This is a genomic window from Pseudomonas sp. B611 (genome assembly GCF_055407965.1).
The window spans coordinates 95,668-116,420 of the sequence record NZ_JBUZST010000013.1 but is presented as its reverse complement, the minus strand read 5'-3'; the positions used below and the strand labels follow the sequence as shown (position 1 = coordinate 116,420).

Below are 20,753 nucleotides of genomic sequence, written 5' to 3'. Positions count from 1 at the left end.
CACATTTTGATTTGTGAACGCCGTCAAATGTGGGAGCTGGCTTGCCTGCGATGAGGCCAGCCCAGGCAATACACCTCTACAGGCCGCCCGTAGCGTTGAAGCCAACCCCAAGCACTGTCAACACCGACAACGGCAACAACAAGGTATCGAGCAACGCACTCGCCGGCAGGTCCACCCCCGGATAACTCGGCGCCTCAGCCCCAAACCGATCCTTGGCGCAGCAACCGCCATTCATTGCATACAAATCCAACCGAGTGCCGGCATACACCACCGGCGCGCCGGGTTGCGCCGCATCCAGCGTGCGTGCGGTTGCACACCCCGTCAGCTGCAGCACGAGTATCAGCAACAGCGCCTTATTCATCGCTGCTCAAATGGTGCTCACCCCAACGCGGCAGCATGTCCTGGGGAATATTCAGCAGGTTGAGGATGCGCGCCACCACAAAGTCCACCAGGTCATCGATGGTCTGCGGCTGGTGATAAAAACCGGGGGACGCCGGCAAGATGGTCACGCCCATGTTCGACAACTTGAGCATGTGCTCCAGGTGAATGCTCGAATACGGTGCTTCTCGCGGCACCAGGATCAGTTGGCGGCGCTCCTTCAAGGTCACGTCCGCCGCGCGCTCGATCAGGTTGTTGCACGCCCCCGTGGCAATCGCCGACAAGGTGCCAGTGGAACACGGCACCACCACCATCGCTGCCGGCGCGCCGGAGCCGGAAGCCACCGGCGACATCCAATCTTCTTTGCCGTACACCTTGATCTGCCCCGCCGCCGCACCGGTGTATTCGGTGAGGAACGCCTGCATCATCTGCACCTTGGGCGGCAGCGCGACGTCGGTCTCGGTGGCCATCACCAACTGCGCGGCCTTGGAGATCAGGAAGTGCACTTCACGGTCTTCGCGCACCAGGCAATCCAGCAGGCGCAGGCCATAGGGCGCGCCGGACGCGCCGGTCATCGCCAGGGTCACGCGTTCCGGGCCGCTCATTTCAGCGCCTCGGCCAATTTACCGTGCAGGCCGCCGAATCCGCCGTTGCTCATCACCACCACATGGGTGCCGGGCTTGGCGAGCTGCTTGACGTGCTCGATGATGCCTTCGATGGAATCGCAGACCGTTGAGGGCACGGTGCACAACGCGGCAATCGCCGGCAAATCCCAGCCCAGGTTGGCCGGCGCGTACCAGACCACTTGATCGGCGTCGTTGACGCTTTCCGGCAGGCCATCGCGGTGCGCGCCGAGCTTCATGGAGTTGGAACGCGGCTCGACAATCGCAATGATCGGCGCATCGCCTACGCGCTTGCGCAGGCCATCCAACGTGGTGGCAATCGCCGTCGGGTGGTGGGCAAAGTCGTCGTAGATGGTAATCCCATTCACATCGGCGACTTTCTCCATACGCCGCTTCACGCTCTTGAACGCGCTCAATGCCGCGATACCCATGGAGGGCACCACGCCCACATGGCGTGCGGCAGCCAGGGTCACCAGTGCATTGGCCACGTTGTGTTGGCCGGTCATATCCCAGTCGACGATGCCTTGGGCCTCGCCTTCAAACAACACTTCAAACCGCGAACCGTCTTCACTGAGCAACTTGACCTGCCACTGCCCGCCCGCACCGGTGGTTTGCACCGGGGTCCAGCAGCCCATGTCGATCACACGCTGCAAGGCCGGCTCGGTGGTTGGGTGAATCACCAGGCCTTCGCTCGGAATGGTGCGCACCAGATGGTGAAACTGGCGCTCGATCGCCGGCAGATCCGGGAAGATGTCCGCGTGATCGAACTCAAGGTTATTCAGGATCGCCGTGCGTGGACGGTAGTGAACGAACTTGGAGCGCTTGTCGAAGAAAGCGCTGTCGTATTCATCGGCTTCAATCACGAAGAACGGCGTATCGCCCAGGCGCGCCGACACCGAGAAGTTCTGCGGCACACCGCCAATCAGGAAGCCCGGGCTCATGCCGGCATGTTCCAGCACCCAGGCGAGCATGCTGCTGGTGGTGGTCTTGCCGTGGGTGCCGGCGACAGCCAGTACCCAGCGGCCTTGCAGCACATGGTCCGCCAGCCACTGTGGGCCAGAGACATAGGACAAGCCTTTGTTGAGTACGTATTCGACCGCTGGATTGCCGCGCACCATGGCATTGCCGATCACCACCAGGTCCGGGACCGGGTCGAATTGCGCCGGGTCGTAGCCTTGGGTCAGTTCAATACCCTGAGCTTGCAGCTGCGTGCTCATGGGTGGGTAGACGTTGGCATCGGAGCCAGTAACGTGATGGCCCAGCTCTTTGGCCAGAACCGCCATCGAACCCATGAAAGTGCCGCAAATACCAAGAATATGAATGTGCATAGTCGACCTCGTAAACATCGAGGCAGGTTAGCGCAGGGAGTGGGAAATCGCACTCTTTATGCAGGTTGGAGCGCAGCCTGCACTCCAACCTGCGCTGAACACTTCAAGCCGTGGCAAGCGCCTGCGCTTCGTTTTCACTTTGTTTGACGGCCGCAAAGACGCGCAACTTCTCATACGACTCGGCCATCCGCTCGAATCGTTTTTCAATCAGTTCCAGGCGCGCCTTGGCATCGGCAGGCAACGGGGTTCCCGATTTATAGGGTTTGAAAACAATCTCGTTCTGGCGAGTGGCCTTTTTTAGCTGCTGCTCTGATACACCAAGCAACTTCTCTAGGTTGCTGAGACGCCCCTCGTCGTCTTTCGGCCAACTCTCCTTCTTGGTGAACACACTCTTGGTATCGCCAAGAATAAACATCACCGTAGAGGCCATCCCTAGTAACTGGGCCTCTGCATCATCCAGTTGCGGGCCAAGGGGCGTTTCGGATTGCACCGCGGGTGTCACGGCTTTGGGCTGGCTGGTGGCGCTCGGCAAAAACGGTGGCGGCAACACGCCCGGTGCGTAATTCGCCTTGATCGCCTCCCCGGTGGCCACGGAACCAGCATAGGCCCCCACGTTGATCGGTGCGCTGACCATGCCGGTAATGCCGGCGCTGATAAAGGCGTCCCGCGCAACCTGGCTGGCTTTGGGGGCCGTAGAGATAACGCCAGCCTTGACCAGGCTATCGGCGTCGATAAGCCGCTTGGCCGCTTCGGCAATGCTGATCTTCGGCGATTGCTTGGCCAGATTGGCGAGCAGCAACGCGTCATTTTTTTTGACGTTGTTGACGTGGATCACCGCGTCGCCCAGATTCTGAAAGCGGTGGGTTGGGGACGGTTGCCCAGCGCCAGACGGTTTGCCCGTTGTCCTCGGCTTGGGCGTTGGCGGCACAACCGGCTTGAGGGCAACAGGCGGTTTGACGGGAGGCACCGCCGGTGGCTTGCTGCCAAACCACGAAAAAAAGCCTCTGTCCTTTATGCCTCGCTTACTGCGGGCCAAAGGCTGTTCATGGATATCGCTGCTGCTTGGAACCGTCGGCACAACAGGTTTGTCGACAGCCGCTGGTTGCAGGGAAACAAATGGAACTGTTGCTGTTGTAATGATCATCGTGTTCACCCGAGTGATTTTTATTGAATGAAAACACCTTGAGCAGTTGCCCTCATTGAGTGAGCAACTAACGCTGAGCAGTTCCTGTCGGAACATGCCAACTCAATGCGCGTGGAACTTTCCACTTAACAATAAAAAACCCACTTGGCTGAGCGCTGAAAAGAACATCCCCCTACAACCCTTAGTTATGTAGGCGTAAAACGGGTGATCCCATGTTTACGCAACTTACGGTACAACGTATTGCGACTGACACCGAGGTGCTCTGCGGTTTGTGTCATGCGCCAATGCTGGCGTTCCAGCGCCGCGAGCAAGGTCTGGCGCTCGGCATCGTCGAGCGGCAACTCGCTGACCTTGTTCAGCGGGGCCTGGTGAAACAACGCGGGCAAGTCAGCCTGCCCGATTCGCCCGTCGTCACACAGTGCCACCAGCGTGCGCAAGACCGTGCGCAACTGCCGCACGTTGCCTGGCCAGGCATAGGCCAACAACGTTTGTCGCGCTGCGGGCTCAAGGCTGATGGATTGGCCGCGCGCCTCCTCGGCCAGCAGGAAGTCGAGTAGCTGCGCTTTGTCGCTGCGCTCGCGCAACGCCGGCAGCGCCACTTCCAGGCCATTGAGGCGGTAATACAAGTCCTCGCGAAAGCTGCCGTCCTGCACGCGCGCCAGCAAATTACGGTGCGTGGCACTGATGATTCTGACGTTCACTGCCTCAGGTTCGCCGCCGATGGGCACCACCTGGCGGTCCTCCAGCACCCGCAACAAACGCGTCTGCAACGCCAGGGGCATGTCGCCAATTTCGTCGAGGAACAGCGTGCCGCCGTCGGCCTGTTGCAGCTTGCCGCGCATGCCATCTTTAAGCGCGCCGGTGAAACTGCCGCCGCGATAGCCGAACAGTTCGCTTTCGATCAGGCTTTCGGGGATAGCCGCACAGTTGAGCGCCACAAACGCTTTACCCTCACGCTGGCTGGCGTGATGCACAGCCTTGGCGAAGGCTTCCTTGCCGGAGCCGGTTTCGCCATTGATCAGCAAGGGTACATCGCGCTCGAATACCCGCAGCGCTTTGCGAAAATCGTTTTGCAGGGCCGGATCGCCCAGGCAGATCCCCGGCAGACGCGCAAGTGTGGGCTTGGCCACAGGCGCCACAGAGCTGCGCGATTGGCCGCGCAACGCCGCAAACAAGTGCCGGCCATCACGGGTACGCAGCGGCCAACTGGCGGTGGCATTGGCACTGGCGCGGCCAAGCAGTTGGTCCAGGGAACAGTCAAAAAACGCATCCACCGTGCGCCCCAGCAAACCTGCGCGCACCTGTCCCAGCAAGTTCAGCGCACTCTGGTTGACCGCACAAATCCGCCCGTCGCCGTCGAACGCCAGCAGGCCCTCGCTGAATAAACCGACCGACTCGGCCTGCAAATGAAACCGCAGCAACCAATGGTTTTCAAAGTGACGCAGGAAGTAGCAACTCTCGATCATCTTCGCCGACAGATTGACCAGCGCCATGGTGTGGAACTGGCTCTGGCGCGATACCGCTTCGCGCGCGGAAGACACGTCCAGCACCGCGAGCAAGTCGCCATGGGGGTCGAATACCGGGCTCGCCGAACACGTCAGCCCGGTATGCCGGCCACGAAAGTGTTCATCGCGATGAATCGTCAGGGATTGACGCTCCACCAGGCAGGTGCCGATGCCATTGGTGCCTTCGCAGGCTTCGCTCCAATCAGCGCCAAGCCACAGCCCGGCGCGCTCGAAGATCTTGCGCTCGGACGGCGCGGTGACACAGTTGAGGATCACCCCGCGCGCATCCGTGAGCAGCACCGCATGGCCGGCGCCCGAGAGCTGTTGGTGCAGGCTGTTCATCTCGCTGCCGGCGATGTGCAGCACTTGTTGCAAGCGCTCACGGCTTTCCAGCAGGCGACCGTGCTCAAGCACGGTGGGCGCGAGGGTCTGCGCAGGGTCGAGGTGATAGTCCTCCAGGCAACGCAGCCAGGAGCGGGCGATGGACGGGTCGCTGGCGGGGCCTTGGGAACGCTCTTGGCCACGGGTGACCGTTAACACTTGCTGGGCATGGCGACTGAAATGATCGTTGTGCATTTCTTATTATTCTCCCTGCGTGAGAACGCCCAGCATCCCCCAGCCTTCCGACCAATGCAATCCCGGGCCGACCCGCCGGTCACAGGCTGTACCGTTTATGACACAAACTGTCACTTCGCCTGTATCAGTCCTGCCACAGTAGCGCCTTGCAACAAAGTCCAAGCCCTTGATTTACCTGGCCCCGACGGCAGTGGCCCAACCTTTGCTCTACGCTTATCAAGCGCAGCAGCGCTGCACTCCAAATAAACATAAAAGCCAGGAGATACCCACCATGCGTTACGCACACCCCGGTACTGAAGGCGCGATCGTTTCGTTCAAGGCCAAGTACGGCAACTACATCGGTGGCGAATTCGTTGCGCCGGTCGATGGCAACTATTTCACTAATACCTCGCCGGTCAACGGCAAGCCTATCGCCGAATTCCCGCGTTCCACTGCCAAAGACATCGACAAGGCGCTCGACGCCGCCCACGCTGCCGCTGACGCCTGGGGCAAGACCTCGGCCCAGGACCGCTCGCTGGCGCTGCTGAAAATCGCCGACCGCATCGAACAGAACCTCGAACTGCTGGCCATCACCGAAACCTGGGACAACGGCAAGGCCGTGCGTGAAACCCTCAACGCCGACATCCCGCTCGCCGCTGACCACTTCCGCTACTTCGCTGGCTGCATCCGCGCCCAGGAAGGCACCAGCGCCGAGATCAACGAACATACTGCGTCCTATCACTTTCACGAGCCGCTGGGCGTCGTTGGCCAGATCATCCCGTGGAACTTCCCGATCCTGATGGCCGCGTGGAAACTCGCACCGGCCCTGGCCGCCGGTAACTGCGTGGTGCTCAAGCCTGCCGAGCAAACCCCGCTGGGCATCAGCCTGCTGTTGGAAGTGATCGGCGACCTGCTGCCACCGGGCGTGCTGAACGTGGTGCACGGTTTCGGTAAAGAAGCCGGCGAGGCCCTGGCCACTAGCAAGCGTATCGCCAAGATCGCGTTCACCGGCTCCACCCCGGTGGGTTCGCACATCATGCATGCGGCGGCCGAGAACATTATTCCGTCCACCGTCGAGCTGGGCGGCAAGTCGCCGAACATCTTCTTCGCCGACATCATGAAAGCCGAACCGACCTTCATCGAAAAAGCCGCGGAAGGCCTGGTGCTGGCGTTCTTCAACCAGGGCGAGGTGTGCACCTGCCCATCCCGGGCGCTGGTGGAAGAGTCGATCTACGACGACTTCATGAAAGTGGTGATGAAGAAGATCGAACAGATCAAGCGCGGCGACCCGCTGGACACCGACACCATGGTCGGCGCCCAGGCGTCCGAGCAGCAGTTCGACAAGATCCTGTCCTACCTGGAAATCGCCAAGGGCGAAGGCGCGCAACTGCTCACCGGCGGCAAGGTCGAAAAGCTCGCGGGCGACATGGCCGGCGGCTATTACATCCAGCCGACCCTGCTCAAGGGCACCAACGAAATGCGCGTGTTCCAGGAAGAAATCTTCGGCCCGGTGGTCAGCATCACCACCTTCAAGGACGAAGCCGAAGCCCTGGCGATTGCCAACGACACCGAGTTCGGCCTCGGCGCCGGCGTGTGGACCCGCGACATCAACCGTGCCTATCGCATGGGCCGCGCGATCAAGGCGGGCCGCGTCTGGACCAACTGCTACCACCTGTACCCGGCACATGCCGCGTTTGGCGGTTACAAGAAGTCCGGCGTGGGCCGTGAGACGCACAAGATGATGTTGGATCATTACCAGCAGACCAAAAACTTGCTGGTGAGTTACGACATTAATCCGTTGGGGTTCTTCTAACTTCCCCCGCTCCCACATTTGAAATGCAATTAAAAATGTGGGAGCGGGCTTGCTCGCGAAAGCGGTATATCAGTATTAGATGTACTAACTGACACACCGCTTTCGCGAGCAAGCCCGCTCCCACAATTGGATCTTCATAAGTACTTGCAAACTTCATCCGGCACACAGATGCCGAATTAGAACAATAACAATGAAAGGTACTTCCCCATGCCTAGCGAACCGACTGGATCTTCCGTCGACTTCGAAAAAGTCGATTCCCAATACTTCCAACAACGCGAACTGAAAAAAGGCGCCGCCGGCTGGGTGCTATTAGTGGGCCTCGGCGTTGCCTACGTGATCTCCGGCGACTACGCCGGCTGGAACTTCGGCCTGGCCCAAGGCGGCTGGGGCGGCATGTTCCTCGCCACATTGCTGATGGCCACCATGTACCTGTGCATGTGCTTTTCCCTGGCCGAACTGTCTTCCATGATCCCAACCGCCGGCGGTGGCTACGGCTTCGCCCGCAGCGCATTCGGCCCCTGGGGCGGGTTCCTTACCGGCACCGCGATCCTGATCGAATACGCCATCGCCCCCGCCGCCATTGCGGTGTTTATCGGCGCGTATTGTGAGTCGCTGTTCGGCATTGGAGGCTGGATGATTTACCTGGCGTTCTACATCATCTTTATCGGTATCCACATCTTTGGCGTCGGCGAAGCGTTGAAGCTGATGTTTGTGATTACCGCCGTCGCCGCGATTGCCCTGGGCGTGTTCCTGGTGGCGATGGTGCCGCACTTCAATGTCGCCAACCTGTTGGACATTCCTGTCACCGAAGCCAAGGGCGCCAGCACCTTCCTGCCTTTTGGCTACGTGGGTGTGTGGGCGGCGATTCCTTATGCGATCTGGTTTTTCCTCGCCGTTGAAGGCGTGCCGTTGGCGGCTGAAGAAACCAAGAACCCAAAACGCGACCTGCCGCGCGGCTTGATTGGCGCCATTGTGGTGCTGACCAGTTTCGCCCTGCTGATCCTGGTGATTGCCCCGGGCGGCGCGGGCACCTACGCGCTGGTCAAATCCGGCAACCCGCTGGTTGAAGCGCTGGCACTGTCCTACGGCGGTTCGACGTGGATGGGCAGTTTCGTCAACCTGGTCGGCCTGGCCGGCTTGATCGCCAGCTTTTTCTCGATTATCTACGCCTATTCGCGGCAGATCTTTGCCCTGTCCCGGGCCGGCTACCTGCCTCGCAAACTGTCGCAGACCAACAAGAGCAAAGCCCCGGTACTGGCGCTGGTGATCCCCGGCATCATCGGTTTTGGCCTGTCGCTGACCGGCCAAGGCGACTTGTTGATCCTGGTGGCGGTGTTTGGCGCAACGATTTCCTACGTGCTGATGATGGCCGCGCACATCACCTTGCGCATCCGTCGCCCCAAAATGGACCGTCCGTACCGCACACCCGGTGGCATCTTCACCTCCGGCGTCGCCTTGGTCCTGGCCTGCGTGGCCGTAGTGGCGGGCTTCCTGGTGGATCCGCGCGTGGTAATTGGCGCCGCGATCATCTATGGAGTATTAATTGCTTACTTTGCTTTCTACAGCCGGCATCACTTGGTAGCAGGCACGCCCGAAGAGGAATTCGCGGCGATCCAGGCCGCAGAAGCCGCCTTGCACTAACTGCCGTAAACCTCGACGCGGGCGGCTGCCCGCGTCGTCAAGGAGACACTGTATGGCAAGCTTTTCCCACGCGGTGGGTACACAAACCTACCGCTTCGACAGCCTCAAGGACGTAATGGCCAAGGCCAGCCCCGCACGTTCCGGGGATTTCCTCGCCGGCGTGGCCGCGCAGAACGACGGCGAGCGGGTGGCGGCGCAAATGGCGCTGGCCAATATCCCGCTGAAACACTTCCTCGAAGAAGCGCTGATTCCTTATGAAAGCGATGAAGTCACCCGGCTGATCATCGACACCCACGATAAACAAGCGTTTGCAGTGGTCAGCCACCTGACCGTCGGCGGCCTGCGCGACTGGCTGCTCAGCGACGCAGCCGACGAACACAGCCTACGCGCGCTGGCGCCAGGGCTGACACCGGAGATGGCCGCCGCCGTCTCCAAGATCATGCGGGTGCAGGACCTGGTGCTGGTGGCGCAGAAGATCCGCGTGGTCACCCAGTTCCGCGGCACCATGGGCCTGCGCGGGCGTTTATCCACACGCCTGCAACCCAACCATCCGACCGACGAACCGGCGGGCATCGCCGCGAGCATTCTCGACGGCCTGCTTTATGGCAACGGCGACGCCATGATCGGCATCAACCCGGCCACCGACAGCATCGCCTCGATCTGCGCGATGCTAGAGATGCTCGACGCGATCATCCAGCGCTATGAGATCCCGACCCAGGCCTGCGTGCTGACCCACGTGACCACCTCGATCGAAGCGATCAACCGTGGCGTACCGCTGGACCTGGTGTTTCAGTCGATTGCAGGCACCGAAGCAGCCAACGCCAGTTTCGGCATCAACCTGAACGTGCTGCAGGAAGGTTACGACGCGGGCCTGAGCCTGAACCGCGGCACCCTGGGCCAGAACCTGATGTATTTCGAAACCGGCCAAGGCAGTGCCTTGTCGGCCAATGCGCACTTTGGCGTCGACCAGCAAACCTGCGAAACCCGCGCATATGCAGTGGCGCGGCACTTCAAGCCGTTCCTGGTCAACACCGTGGTCGGTTTTATCGGCCCCGAGTACCTGTACAACGGCAAACAGATCATCCGCGCCGGCCTCGAAGACCACTTCTGCGGCAAGTTGCTGGGCGTGCCGATGGGTTGCGACATCTGCTACACCAACCACGCCGAAGCCGACCAGGACGACATGGACACCCTGCTGACCCTGCTCGGCGTGGCCGGGATCAACTTCATCATGGGCATCCCCGGCTCCGACGACATCATGCTCAACTACCAGACCACCTCGTTCCACGACGCCTTGTATGCCCGGCAAACATTGGGTTTGAAGCCGGCGCCGGAATTTGAACAGTGGCTGGCCAAAATGGGCATCTTCACGCAAGCCGACGGCAAGGTGCGCTTCGGCAACAGCCTGCCACCGGCGTTTCGCCAAGCCTTGGCGCAATTGGGATGAAGGAGCCGCCCGTGCAACTCGACCTACCAGAGAACCCGTGGCTGGAACTGCGCCGCCTGACCCCTGCGCGCATTGCCCTGGGCCGTACCGGCACCAGCATTCCCACGAATGCCCAACTGGACTTCCAGTTCGCCCACGCCCAGGCGCGCGATGCCGTGCACCTGCCCTTCGACCATGCAGGCCTCAGCGGCCAGTTGGCCGAGCGCGGCCGTGACAGCCTGCTGCTGCACAGCGCCGCCACGGACCGGCACAGCTACCTGCAACGCCCGGACCTGGGGCGGCGCTTGAGCGATGAGTCGGCGCAGGCGCTGCGCGAACATGCAGCCGCCAATCCCGGCGGTGTGGACCTGGCGGTGGTGGTCGCCGATGGCCTGTCCGCGCTGGCCGTGCATAAACACACACTGCCGTTTCTGACACGCATGGAAGAACAGACCCACGCCGAAGGCTGGTCGTTGTCGCCCGTCATCCTGGTCGAACAAGGCCGCGTGGCCGTGGCCGATGAGATTGGCCAACTGCTCGGCGCGAAGATGGTGGTGATCCTGATCGGCGAGCGGCCGGGGCTCAGTTCACCGGACAGCCTGGGGCTGTATTTCACCTATAACCCCAAGGTTGGCCTCACCGATGCGTATCGCAATTGCATCTCCAACGTCCGCCTGGAAGGCCTGAGCTACGGCATGGCCGCCCATCGCCTGCTTTACTTGATGCGAGAGGCGTGTCGCCGGCAGCTGTCGGGGGTCAATCTCAAGGATGAGGCGCAAGTTCAGACCATCGAATCGGATGATCCAGACCTGATGAAAGGTAATTTCCTGCTCAGTTCACCGGATGACTAATCGCTGCACGATTGCGCTTTTTCACGCCATTAGGCAGCATCGAGTCACGGCCGCTTGTGTGGTCATACCCCATTTGGAAGTTGAGGCCTGGCATGCGGATTACTCAAGCGACCCTGGAACACCTGGACCTGTTGACCCCGTTATTCGTCAAATACCGCGAATTCTACGGGGCGTTGCCCTTCCCGGACTCGTCGCGGGCCTTCCTCGAAAAACGCCTGCGGCGCAAGGAGTCGGTGATTTACCTGGCCCTGGCCGATGACGATGACAAAAAGCTGCTGGGGTTTTGTCAGCTGTATCCGAGCTTTTCGTCGTTGTCGCTCAAGCGCGTGTGGATTCTCAACGACATCTATGTGGCCGAAGACGCTCGCCGGCAATTGGTGGCGGATAATCTGATGCGTACGGCGAAGAAAATGGCCAAGGAAACCCATGCCGTGCGGCTGCGGGTGTCCACCAGCAGTGACAATGAAGTGGCGCAGAAGACGTATGAGTCGATCGGGTTTCGTGAAGACACGGAGTTCAAGAACTACGTGCTGCCGATCAGCGAAGACTGAAGCCCCCCACACCACAAATCCCCTGTGGGAGCGGGCTTGCTCGCGAATGCGGTGGTTCAGTTCCAGATGTGCTGACTGACACACCGCTTTCGCGAGCAAGCCCGCTCCCACATTTTGGATCGGTGTATATCCTTACAAATCGCGACATCCCCCGCTACAAAACCAACAGGCTTTTCACCTCTCGATCCGTATAATGCGATCCTTTCAAGGATGTAAGAATCGCGACATACACTTGTAGCCTTTTACTTACCCTAGCTTCCGCACTGGCCTGCTGAGCCGAGCCATTCACACAGGTGCCATCCATGGATTTCAACCCGCTCGACCTTATCCTGCATCTCGACGTTTACCTCGACATGCTGGTAACCAATTACGGTCCGTGGATCTACGCCATTCTGTTCCTTGTCATCTTTTGCGAAACCGGCCTGGTGGTCATGCCCTTCCTGCCGGGTGATTCATTGCTGTTTATTGCTGGTGCCGTTGCGGCCGGCGGTGGCATGGACCCGGTCTTGCTCGGCGGCCTGTTGATGCTGGCGGCGATCCTCGGCGACAGCACCAACTATGTGATCGGGCGAACGGTGGGCGAGCGATTGTTCAATAACCCGAATTCAAAAATCTTCCGCCGCGACTACCTGCAAAAAACCCACGATTTCTACGACAAGCACGGCGGCAAAACCGTGACCCTGGCGCGCTTCCTGCCGATCCTGCGCACGTTTGCGCCGTTCGTCGCCGGCATCGCCCGGATGCCTTACCCGCGTTTCTTCGGTTTCAGCGTACTGGGTACCATCCTCTGGGTCGGCGGCCTGGTGACCCTGGGCTACTTCTTCGGCAACGTGCCATTTATCAAGAAAAACCTCTCGCTGCTGGTGGTGTTTATCATCCTGCTGTCGCTGGTGCCGATGATCATTGGCGTGTTCCGCAGCCGCTTTGGCCGCACGTCCTCCGAAGCCAAGCCGCAGTAACTGGCGATGTGGTCCCTCAGCGCCTGGCGTCGCCGGCGCCTGCTGGCCAAGCACCCGATTGCCGAGGACACCTGGCAACGGGTGCGCCAGCACCTGACCTTCCTCGACGGTATCAGTGCCGAGCAGGACCAATGGCTGCGCGAAGCCTGCGTGGTGTTCCTCGCCGAAAAGCACCTCACCGCCCTCCCCGGCGTCGAATTGCACCAGGAACAACGCCTGCTGCTCGCCGCCCAGGCGCAACTGCCGTTGATGAACCTGGGCGACCTCGATTGGTACCAGGGCTTCCACGAAATCGTGCTGTACCCCGACGACTTCCTCAGCCCCCAGCGCCATCGCGACAGCAGCGGCATCGAACACGAATGGGACGGCGAACACAGCGGCGAAGCGTGGCAACAGGGCCCGGTGATCCTCGCCTGGCCCGGCGTGCTGGCCAGCGGCAACTGGGAAGGCTACAACCTGGTCATCCACGAACTGGCGCACAAACTCGACATGCTCAACGGCGACGCCAACGGCCTGCCGCCGCTGCACCACGACATGCGCGTGCAAGAGTGGGCCAGCGTGATGCAAGGCGCCTACGACGACCTCAATCGTCAACTGGACGCCAACCCGGATGCCGACACCGAGATCGACCCCTACGCCGCCGAAAACCCGGCCGAGTTCTTTGCCGTCACCAGCGAATACTTTTTCAGCGCCCCGGATTTACTGGTCAATAGTTATCCACAGGTGTACACCCAACTCAGCCGCTTTTATCGCCAGGATCCCCAGGCCCGCCTGCACCAACTGCAAGCCAGCGACCCGCGGTATCAGCCGCAAGGCGAATGACCGTACGACGTCTGGCGCATGGCATCGGCGCCAGAATGTGCCTATAATCGCCGCCACTTTTAGGCCAATCCGGCCAAGTTTCTTGGCCAATTAACGGGGGCAACGCCCAATGAGCTACAGCAAGATTCCGGCTGGCAAAGACCTGCCGAACGACATCTACGTCGCCATCGAGATTCCGGCCAACCACGCGCCGATCAAATACGAAATCGACAAAGACAGCGATTGCCTGTTCGTTGACCGTTTCATGGCCACCCCGATGTTCTACCCGGCCAACTACGGTTTCATCCCTAACACCCTGGCTGACGACGGTGACCCCCTCGACGTGCTGGTCGTAACCCCTTACCCGGTGACCCCAGGCTCGGTTATCCGCGCGCGTCCAGTCGGCATCCTGAACATGACCGACGACGGCGGCGGCGATGCCAAAGTCATCGCAGTGCCACACGACAAGCTGTCCCAGCTGTACGTGGACGTGAAGGAATACACCGACCTGCCGCCATTGCTGCTGGAACAGATCAAGCACTTCTTCGAGAACTACAAAGACCTCGAAAAAGGCAAATGGGTGAAGATCGACGGCTGGGGCAACGCAGACGCCGCCCGCGCCGAGATCATGAAGTCGGTTGCCGCCTACAAAGGCTGATAACCGCGCCTCATGGCGACAGCAATAAAAGAAAGCCCCGATTATTCGGGGCTTTTTTGTGCCCGGCATTAAACACCAGGTTCAACACAGAGCAACTAACGTTTAACAATACAATAACTCTGAAAAACAAAACCACAACTAAGGAAAAACCTACACGCGCAAATCAACGCATGGTTTATTTGATTAGTTTCCCCCGCCAGTAAACTCTGCGTTTATGAATACATCAGGTGATCGTTTAAAAGCGCTGTTACGGGAAGTTCATCTTTCCGCGTCCGACTTCGCCAAGAACCGTGGCGTCACGCCTCAACACGTGAACAACTGGTTCAAGCGCGGCGTCCCCATGGGCCGACTCAACGAGATCGCAGAACTGCTCTGCGTCACCAGTCGATGGCTGAACACCGGCCTTGGCCCCAAACACCCACCGGCCAACTTTCTGTTGGACGGCCCCACTGCAAGGAATGCACTGCCCACCCGCGAAGACAGCGGCAAATACCTCACAGGCCCAGCCTGCGCCCCAGAAAAAATCGACGTGGAGATTCCCCTCCACCCCACGTTCACTTCCACCGAGCGCATCCGCGTCTCCCTGCACACCCTCGAAGCCCTCAGCGTAAACCCCGACCGCGCAGTCGGCGCCTACATGGCCGACAACAGCATGATCGACATCATCCAACAAGGCGCCACACTCGCCATCGACAGCGGCCGCACGCAAATCGTCGACGGCGAAATCTACGCCGTCGAACACGACGGCATGCTGCGCATCAAATACCTCTATAACCGCCCGGGCGGTGGCCTGCGCCTGCGCAGCCACAACGCCAGCGAACATCCCGACGAATACCTCACCTACGAGCAACGCTTCGAACAAAGCGTGCAAATCGTCGGCTGGGTATTCTGGTGGTCCACCCTCAACAACCGCCGCCCACCCGTGCCGCTGGATGAACACCTGTTGGGCTGGGAAGGCTCTAAATCGGAACCGGAGGTGGGCATTTGAGGTGAATGTGGGTATCATGCGCCGCACATTTGGCAGGGGATGGCTTAAGGCTATGCACCCTGCTCGGCGATGCGGAGGAGTTCCCGCTGATGCCCCTACTATTCAGCCAGACGCAATGTTGGCTGAGCGATTTGAAGGCTGTTGAGGTTTGTCAAAAACAAGCTGAAGCAGTCAGCGAGAAGCCGGCCACAAGCCGGCTTTTTAATGCCCGTAAGAAAGTCGTAGTGACCTGAGCGTCAATCATCGGTAACTCGCCCTCATTCAAAGAACACCTAACGCAGCCTTCGCGGCAACGCCGAGCGAACCAACGGTATCTCCCGCCTAACATTGTCTCTTTTGAGTTGACGGTAAGACACGCACTAGCCGATTTATCACCCGCAGCCAACCCATTAATCTGTGCCCATGTTGAACGCAACGCCCAACCAACCTAAACAAAAAAGGATTCAACCATGAGCACTCAAACCTACAACCGCTTGAACAAAGACGACGCCATCGTACTGCTGGTCGACCACCAAACCGGCCTGATTTCCCTGGTGCAGGACTTCTCGCCCAACGAGTTCAAGAACAACGTGCTCGCCCTGGCGGACCTGGCCAAGTTCTTCGACCTGCCGACCATCCTCACCACCAGCTTCGAGCAAGGCCCCAACGGCCCGCTGGTGCCGGAGCTGAAAGAGATGTTCCCGGACGCGCCGTACATCGCCCGCCCTGGCCAGATCAACGCCTGGGACAACGAAGACTTCGTCAAGGCGATCAAGGCCACCGGCCGCAAGCAGATCATCATTGCCGGGGTGGTCACCGATGTGTGCGTCGCGTTCCCGACCCTGTCGGCACTGGCGGAAGGCTTTGATGTGTTCGTGGTTACCGATGCGTCGGGCACCTTCAACACCACCGTGCAGCAGGCCGCATGGAGCCGCATGACCCAGGCCGGCGCGCAGATGATGAACTGGTTCTCGGTGGCCTGTGAGCTGCACCGCGACTGGCGCAACGATATCGAAGGCCTGGGCAACCTGCTGTCCCAGCGCATTCCGAACTATCGCAACTTGATGAATGGTTACTCGGCGCTGACGGCGCGCAAGGACTAAACACAGCGAGTTAAACAAAATGCCTGCCTTGAAAAAGCAGGCTTTTGTTGTTTGTGCAGCAGGCTGCTGCACAAATGCAGCCCTTGACTCTCCCCTATGCAGCACCCCCTACCCTGAATCCCCCCTTTCAGGACACCCCACCATGCCCCACCGCATCCTGGTCATCCTCGGCCACCCCGCCACCACCAGCTTCTGCGCCGCCCTCGCCGATACCTACACCCGCAGTGCAAAAAGCGCCGGCCATGAGGTGCGCGTCTTACGCCTGGGCGAGCTGGATTTCGACCCGATCCTGCACAACGGCTACAGCCAGATCCAAGCCCTGGAACCCGACCTGCTCAGCGCCCAGGCCGACATCCTCTGGGCCACTCACCTGACCTTCGTGTTCCCGATCTGGTGGGGCGGCATCCCGGCGTTGTTGAAAGGCTTTATCGACCGTATTTTCCTACCCGGCTTTGCCTTTAAATACCGTGCAGGCAAGGCATTCCCCGACAAGCTCCTGCAAGGCCGAACCGCACATTTGTTGGTGGCCCTGGACACGCCGCCATGGTATTACCGCTGGTTCTACCGCATGCCGGGCATCCATCAGATGCGCAAGACCACCCTGGCGTTCTGCGGCATCCAGCCGACCCAGACGTTGCTGTTCGGGCCGGTATTGGGATCGACACCAACGCAACGGGAAAAATGGCTGCAACAGGCCGGCGCACTCGTGGGAAAAGGGAGTTTTCATGTACATCGGCAAAGCCGCGCAACTGTCAGGCACGACCATCAAGGCGATTCGTCACTATGAGGCGATTGGCCTGTTGCCAGCGCCCCGACGGGAGGGCCAGTACCGGGTCTATTCCGAGCAGAGTGTCGAGCTGCTGATGTTTATCAAGTGCGCGCAACAGCTGGGGTTCAAGCTCAAGGAGTTGCAGGAAATCCTCCACGGCGACCCAGGAAATACGCTTGCACAGCAACGCGCAGCACAGGCGATTGCGCAGAAAAAACACGAGTTGGTCACGCAGATTGAAGCCCAGCAAAAGGTACTGGCCGGCTTGCTGGCCTTTGAGGCCAGCCTGGACGGTGCGCAAGGGCAGTGCCAGTTCGAACGCCTGGTTGAAACTGGCCGCCCGTCACGGTCTTAGTTGAGCACGTCGCCCCATTTGCGTTGCACTTCACGTTCGCGGTCGACGCTGATACGGGTCAGCGCGTCCACCCAGGCCACCGCGCCGTTGTTGGCTTCCCGCAGCAGCGACATGATGTCGTCCATCTCGAAGTCGCCCGGTTCGGTGGTGTGGGTGTGCTCGTCGAGCATTTTCCTGACCAGTTCATTGAGCTGCTGCTTGCTCGCCACTTTGGTCATGATCAGCAACATAGGCATCACGTCATCATCGACGTTGAAGGCGCTGGCGGGGTTGTGCTCTTCGTAGCAACTCAGAATGACGCCGAAACCGTTGAGGAAGCTTTCCAGAATCTTCTCTTGGCTGCGTACGGCCTCGGGCACTTTGTGGAAGGAAAAGCCGTACATCAGGGCCAGTACAAAAAAGACCTGATCCTCGACTTTCTTGTCGGGGAAGCCGATCAGTTTTTCGGCTTTGGGCAGCAGCGCGTCAAGGAAGCCGATAGGCAACTGCCAGATGAACTCGGCCTCCGGGTCGTCGTGCAGCTCTTGCTGGAGCTCCTGCAAAATCGCGCGCAGGGTCTCGATCGGTTTTTGCCCCGGGCGCACCTCGGGCTCGTCGTCCATCAGCAGGTCGTCGAGGTCGGCGTGATAGCCACGGTTCACCGGCGTAATGTCGGGCAACGCGGCGACGCGTTCAGCTTCGCCGACCAACAGCTTGTCGAGGAGCTTGTTGCGGTTTTCCAGCACGAAGCGCACGAAGGTTTCCTCCTTGAGCGCCAGGCGCACCACGCCCGGCAGGAAGGCATAAATGAACCCGCCAAGCTTCTCGACGTTCGCGTCATCACGCAAAGCAGCGAGGGACGCCTCGCCGGTTTTTTCCTTGAGGAACGGCAAGATCTTCGGCTTGTTTTGCTCGATCGCCACGGCGACGTAGCCCAGCAGTTTGTCCTTGGCACCGGCTTTTTTCTGTTGCTCGGCGGGGCTCTGTACGTCGGTATCTGCGATGACCGCCAGGGCGAAGATTTCTTCGGCTTGCACAGGCTCAGGCGCTGCACTGACGGGCAACGGGATGTCATCGGCCGAGGCCTGACGCGCATCAGCCAACGCTTGGTTGATCAGTGAGAAAAACTCGCCCAACTCCTTTTCGCCTACCTGGGTGAAGGAACCGACCTTGCGCGCATTGATGTAAAGGTCGCGCTTCTCCACCGACAGCCCTTCCAGGTGTCGCCAGAAAAACAGGCGCGGCGCTTCAAACACCATTTTCAGCGCCAGCTTGCTCTCGCCCATCAGCACGCCTTCCTTGGCGCCGCCGAACAGGGTGTCGTCGATCAGCACCAGCACTTCGTCTTCACGCATATTGGCGCCGTAGGACTCCAGCGCCGCGTGCAGTTTTTTCTGCGGGATATGCGGGCGCACGTAGACGCGCTCCAGGCCCAGGCGCTCGGCCAGGTTGACCGTCATTTGCACCACGGTATCGACTTGCGCGGCACTCAATTCCTGGCTGCCGGCAGCCTTGGCTTCAGCGCGTTTGACCGAGGCCGGCGGCTGATCAGCAGACTCGCTGCGCATCCACTCCAGCACCAACGAGAAGCATTGGTTGAGGTCGGCCTTGTCCGGCATGTTGAAGGCAATCGCCTGACGCTTGTTGAGGAAGAGTTTGCTGCCCTGAATCTCCAGGGATTGCACTTCACTGTAGGAATAGCTGACAGCGTCGCTGAAGGTTTCGCGAATCGCCAGGCAGTCATGCCCGATCAGGCAACCGTCCTTGCCGCTGCCGAACATGGTGTCGTCGATCAACACCACCACATCGCTGGGGTCCAGCGTCAAATCGTAAGCCGCCAGGGCATTGCTCAGCAGCTTCTTGGGAATATTCGGCGCGACATACACACGTCCCGAGCTCGAGTATTTTTTGGCCTGCAAGAACGCCAACAACGACATATCCCTATCTCCTCAAACGCGCTTTTTTTGCCTGCACTGTCCACGGGTGGCTGCAGGTCGTGGCGCAGAATAGCACTAGGCCACTACCCTGATAACCACCAGCGCAGGGGTTCAAGTACGATTTCTGACGGTGGACGATGAGCCGAATAAATTGCACAATCGGCTCACCAAATGAGCCGAATAGCCTTTTTATTCGGCTCACCCACTCAGGTACGCCTCCATGGACCACCCATTCTGGGTCTGGCAACACGCCGACTGGCCGCACTTCCACTGGCAACCGGGTCGCCTGGCGGTCTTGTTGCGCGAGTGCGGACAAGCCCAAGGCAAGCTGCTGGGCATGCTCGGCACCGTCAGCCAAGCGGTCAACGCGCAGAATGAGCTGGATACGTTGCTGCAAAACATCCTGACTTCTTCGGCAATCGAGGGGGAACAGTTGAATGTGGGGTCGGTACGCTCCTCCCTGGCGCGACGTTTGGGTCTGGAGCCGTTGAAGGACGCCTGCGTCAGCCGCCGCAGCGAAGGCCTGGCTGAGCTGATGCTGGATGCCACGCAACAATTCGCCCAACCCTTTACCCTTGCCCGCCTGTTGAATTGGCATCATTTATTGTTCCCGACTCCCGAAGCCGGCTTGGCTGCGCGCGCGCTCAATGTCGGGACATTGCGCGGGGATGAGCCGATGCAGGTGGTTTCGGGGTGGCTTGATCGACAGACGGTGCATTTCGAGGTGCCGCCGCGCGAAGGGCTGGAGCAAGCGCTGGATGATTTCCTCGATTGGTTCGAAACCAGCCGTGGCCAACCGGAGCTTGATCCTCTGGTCCGCGCAGGCGTCGCGCACTTCTGGTTTGTCACGCTGCACCCGTTCGACGACGGCAATGGTCGCCTGACCCGCGCTATCACTGACCTGGCGTTGGCCCAGGGCGAACACCAGGCCATTCGTTTTTATGCCATGTCCGCCAGCATCCTTGAGGACCGCGCGGGTTATTACCAGGCGCTGGAGTCGAGCCAAAAGGCCAAGCTGGATATCACCCACTGGCTCGAATGGTTCCTCAAGACCTTGCTGCGCAGTGTGCAACAAGCCATGGCGCAGATTGACCGGGTGCTGGACAAGAGCCGGTTCTGGCAGCAACACCACGGTCTCGCGCTGTCTGCCGAACAGATCAAGGTACTCAACCGCTTGCTGGACGGTGGGGAGAAGGGCTTTGAACATGGCATCAGCGCCGCGCAGTATCAGGCCGTGACCAAGGTGTCGAAAGCTACCGCCACGCGTCACCTGGCTGATCTGCTGGAAAAAAACTGCCTGGTGCGATTGCCCGGCGGAGGCCGTAGTACGCGCTATCAAATCAATGCCTTGGGCGATTGAGCCACCCCGTTCATTTGACCGCTCATTTGCCCGCTCATTTGCCCAGAATC

19 protein-coding genes are annotated in these 20,753 nt (G+C 60.0%); 13 read left to right on the top strand and 6 right to left on the bottom strand.

Annotated features, from left to right (window positions below):
- Positions 1-76: 76 nt before the first annotated feature.
- From ACZRMO_RS22860 to ACZRMO_RS22840, 5 genes are all read right to left on the bottom strand, one after another.
- Positions 77-361 carry a YceK/YidQ family lipoprotein gene (locus tag ACZRMO_RS22860; RefSeq protein ID WP_463974268.1) on the bottom strand — a complete coding sequence of 95 codons (285 nt, stop codon included), beginning with the start codon at positions 359-361 and terminating at the stop codon, positions 77-79.
- Positions 354-983 carry a flavin prenyltransferase UbiX gene (gene ubiX / locus ACZRMO_RS22855; protein ID WP_017735613.1) on the bottom strand — a complete coding sequence of 210 codons (630 nt, stop codon included), beginning with the start codon at positions 981-983 and terminating at the stop codon, positions 354-356. Before ubiX ends, ACZRMO_RS22860 begins: the two co-directional genes overlap by 8 nt.
- A complete protein-coding gene (mpl, locus tag ACZRMO_RS22850) occupies positions 980-2,329 on the bottom strand; it encodes a UDP-N-acetylmuramate:L-alanyl-gamma-D-glutamyl-meso-diaminopimelate ligase (RefSeq protein ID WP_463974267.1) in 1,350 nt (449 codons plus the stop codon). Before mpl ends, ubiX begins: the two co-directional genes overlap by 4 nt.
- 103 nt (positions 2,330-2,432) lie before the next feature.
- Positions 2,433-3,473 carry a hypothetical protein gene (locus tag ACZRMO_RS22845; RefSeq protein WP_463974266.1) on the bottom strand — a complete coding sequence of 347 codons (1,041 nt, stop codon included), beginning with the start codon at positions 3,471-3,473 and terminating at the stop codon, positions 2,433-2,435.
- A 185-nt stretch (positions 3,474-3,658) separates the two neighbouring features.
- Positions 3,659-5,554 (bottom strand): sigma-54-dependent Fis family transcriptional regulator, encoded by a 1,896-nt coding sequence (locus ACZRMO_RS22840; protein ID WP_463974265.1) that lies wholly within the window; start codon positions 5,552-5,554, stop codon positions 3,659-3,661.
- A 271-nt stretch (positions 5,555-5,825) separates the two neighbouring features.
- Between ACZRMO_RS22840 and exaC the strand changes: the two genes are divergently transcribed.
- The 12 genes from exaC to ACZRMO_RS22780 all read left to right on the top strand — a co-directional run bounded on the left by exaC (position 5,826) and on the right by ACZRMO_RS22780 (position 17,427).
- Entirely contained in the window at positions 5,826-7,346 is a 1,521-nt protein-coding gene (gene exaC / locus ACZRMO_RS22835; RefSeq protein WP_463974264.1) for an acetaldehyde dehydrogenase ExaC, read from the top strand.
- A gap of 207 nt (positions 7,347-7,553) precedes the next feature.
- Positions 7,554-8,987 (top strand): ethanolamine permease, encoded by a 1,434-nt coding sequence (eat, locus tag ACZRMO_RS22830; protein WP_017735607.1) that lies wholly within the window; start codon positions 7,554-7,556, stop codon positions 8,985-8,987.
- A 52-nt stretch (positions 8,988-9,039) separates the two neighbouring features.
- Positions 9,040-10,434 (top strand): ethanolamine ammonia-lyase subunit EutB, encoded by a 1,395-nt coding sequence (locus ACZRMO_RS22825; RefSeq protein WP_124525118.1) that lies wholly within the window; start codon positions 9,040-9,042, stop codon positions 10,432-10,434.
- A complete protein-coding gene (gene eutC / locus ACZRMO_RS22820) occupies positions 10,431-11,264 on the top strand; it encodes an ethanolamine ammonia-lyase subunit EutC (protein WP_017735605.1) in 834 nt (277 codons plus the stop codon). The genes ACZRMO_RS22825 and eutC overlap by 4 nt, the downstream gene beginning before the upstream one ends.
- Positions 11,265-11,356: 92 nt before the next feature.
- Entirely contained in the window at positions 11,357-11,815 is a 459-nt protein-coding gene (locus ACZRMO_RS22815; protein ID WP_017735604.1) for a GNAT family N-acetyltransferase, read from the top strand.
- 302 nt (positions 11,816-12,117) lie between these two features.
- The gene (locus tag ACZRMO_RS22810) at positions 12,118-12,774 is read left to right on the top strand and encodes a DedA family protein (RefSeq protein WP_122486079.1); all 657 of its coding nucleotides are present in this window, start codon (positions 12,118-12,120) and stop codon (positions 12,772-12,774) included.
- Positions 12,775-12,780: 6 nt separating this feature from the next.
- Positions 12,781-13,596: a M90 family metallopeptidase gene (locus ACZRMO_RS22805; protein WP_463974263.1), complete on the top strand. Its 816-nt coding sequence runs from the start codon at positions 12,781-12,783 to the stop codon at positions 13,594-13,596.
- 109 nt (positions 13,597-13,705) lie between these two features.
- A complete protein-coding gene (ppa, locus tag ACZRMO_RS22800) occupies positions 13,706-14,233 on the top strand; it encodes an inorganic diphosphatase (protein ID WP_003176323.1) in 528 nt (175 codons plus the stop codon).
- A 214-nt stretch (positions 14,234-14,447) separates the two neighbouring features.
- Positions 14,448-15,221 (top strand): LexA family transcriptional regulator, encoded by a 774-nt coding sequence (locus ACZRMO_RS22795; protein WP_463974262.1) that lies wholly within the window; start codon positions 14,448-14,450, stop codon positions 15,219-15,221.
- A 449-nt stretch (positions 15,222-15,670) separates the two neighbouring features.
- Positions 15,671-16,303, top strand: a complete 633-nt coding sequence (gene ycaC / locus ACZRMO_RS22790) for an isochorismate family cysteine hydrolase YcaC (protein WP_124525112.1) — start codon at positions 15,671-15,673, stop codon at positions 16,301-16,303.
- A gap of 142 nt (positions 16,304-16,445) precedes the next feature.
- A complete protein-coding gene (locus ACZRMO_RS22785) occupies positions 16,446-17,090 on the top strand; it encodes an NAD(P)H-dependent oxidoreductase (protein ID WP_463974261.1) in 645 nt (214 codons plus the stop codon).
- Entirely contained in the window at positions 17,029-17,427 is a 399-nt protein-coding gene (locus ACZRMO_RS22780) for a MerR family transcriptional regulator (RefSeq protein ID WP_463974260.1), read from the top strand. The genes ACZRMO_RS22785 and ACZRMO_RS22780 overlap by 62 nt, the downstream gene beginning before the upstream one ends.
- On the opposite strand, the gene ACZRMO_RS22775 is transcribed toward ACZRMO_RS22780, so the two are convergent.
- On the bottom strand, positions 17,424-19,343 hold the full coding sequence (locus ACZRMO_RS22775; RefSeq protein ID WP_463974259.1) for a hypothetical protein: 1,920 nt from the start codon (positions 19,341-19,343) through the stop codon (positions 17,424-17,426). The two genes, ACZRMO_RS22780 and ACZRMO_RS22775, sit on opposite strands and share 4 nt — an antisense overlap.
- Before the next feature lie 220 nt (positions 19,344-19,563).
- Here ACZRMO_RS22775 and ACZRMO_RS22770 point away from each other — a divergent pair, with 220 nt between their 5' ends.
- On the top strand, positions 19,564-20,703 hold the full coding sequence (locus tag ACZRMO_RS22770) for a Fic family protein (RefSeq protein ID WP_463974258.1): 1,140 nt from the start codon (positions 19,564-19,566) through the stop codon (positions 20,701-20,703).
- The last annotated feature ends 50 nt before the right edge of the window (positions 20,704-20,753 follow it).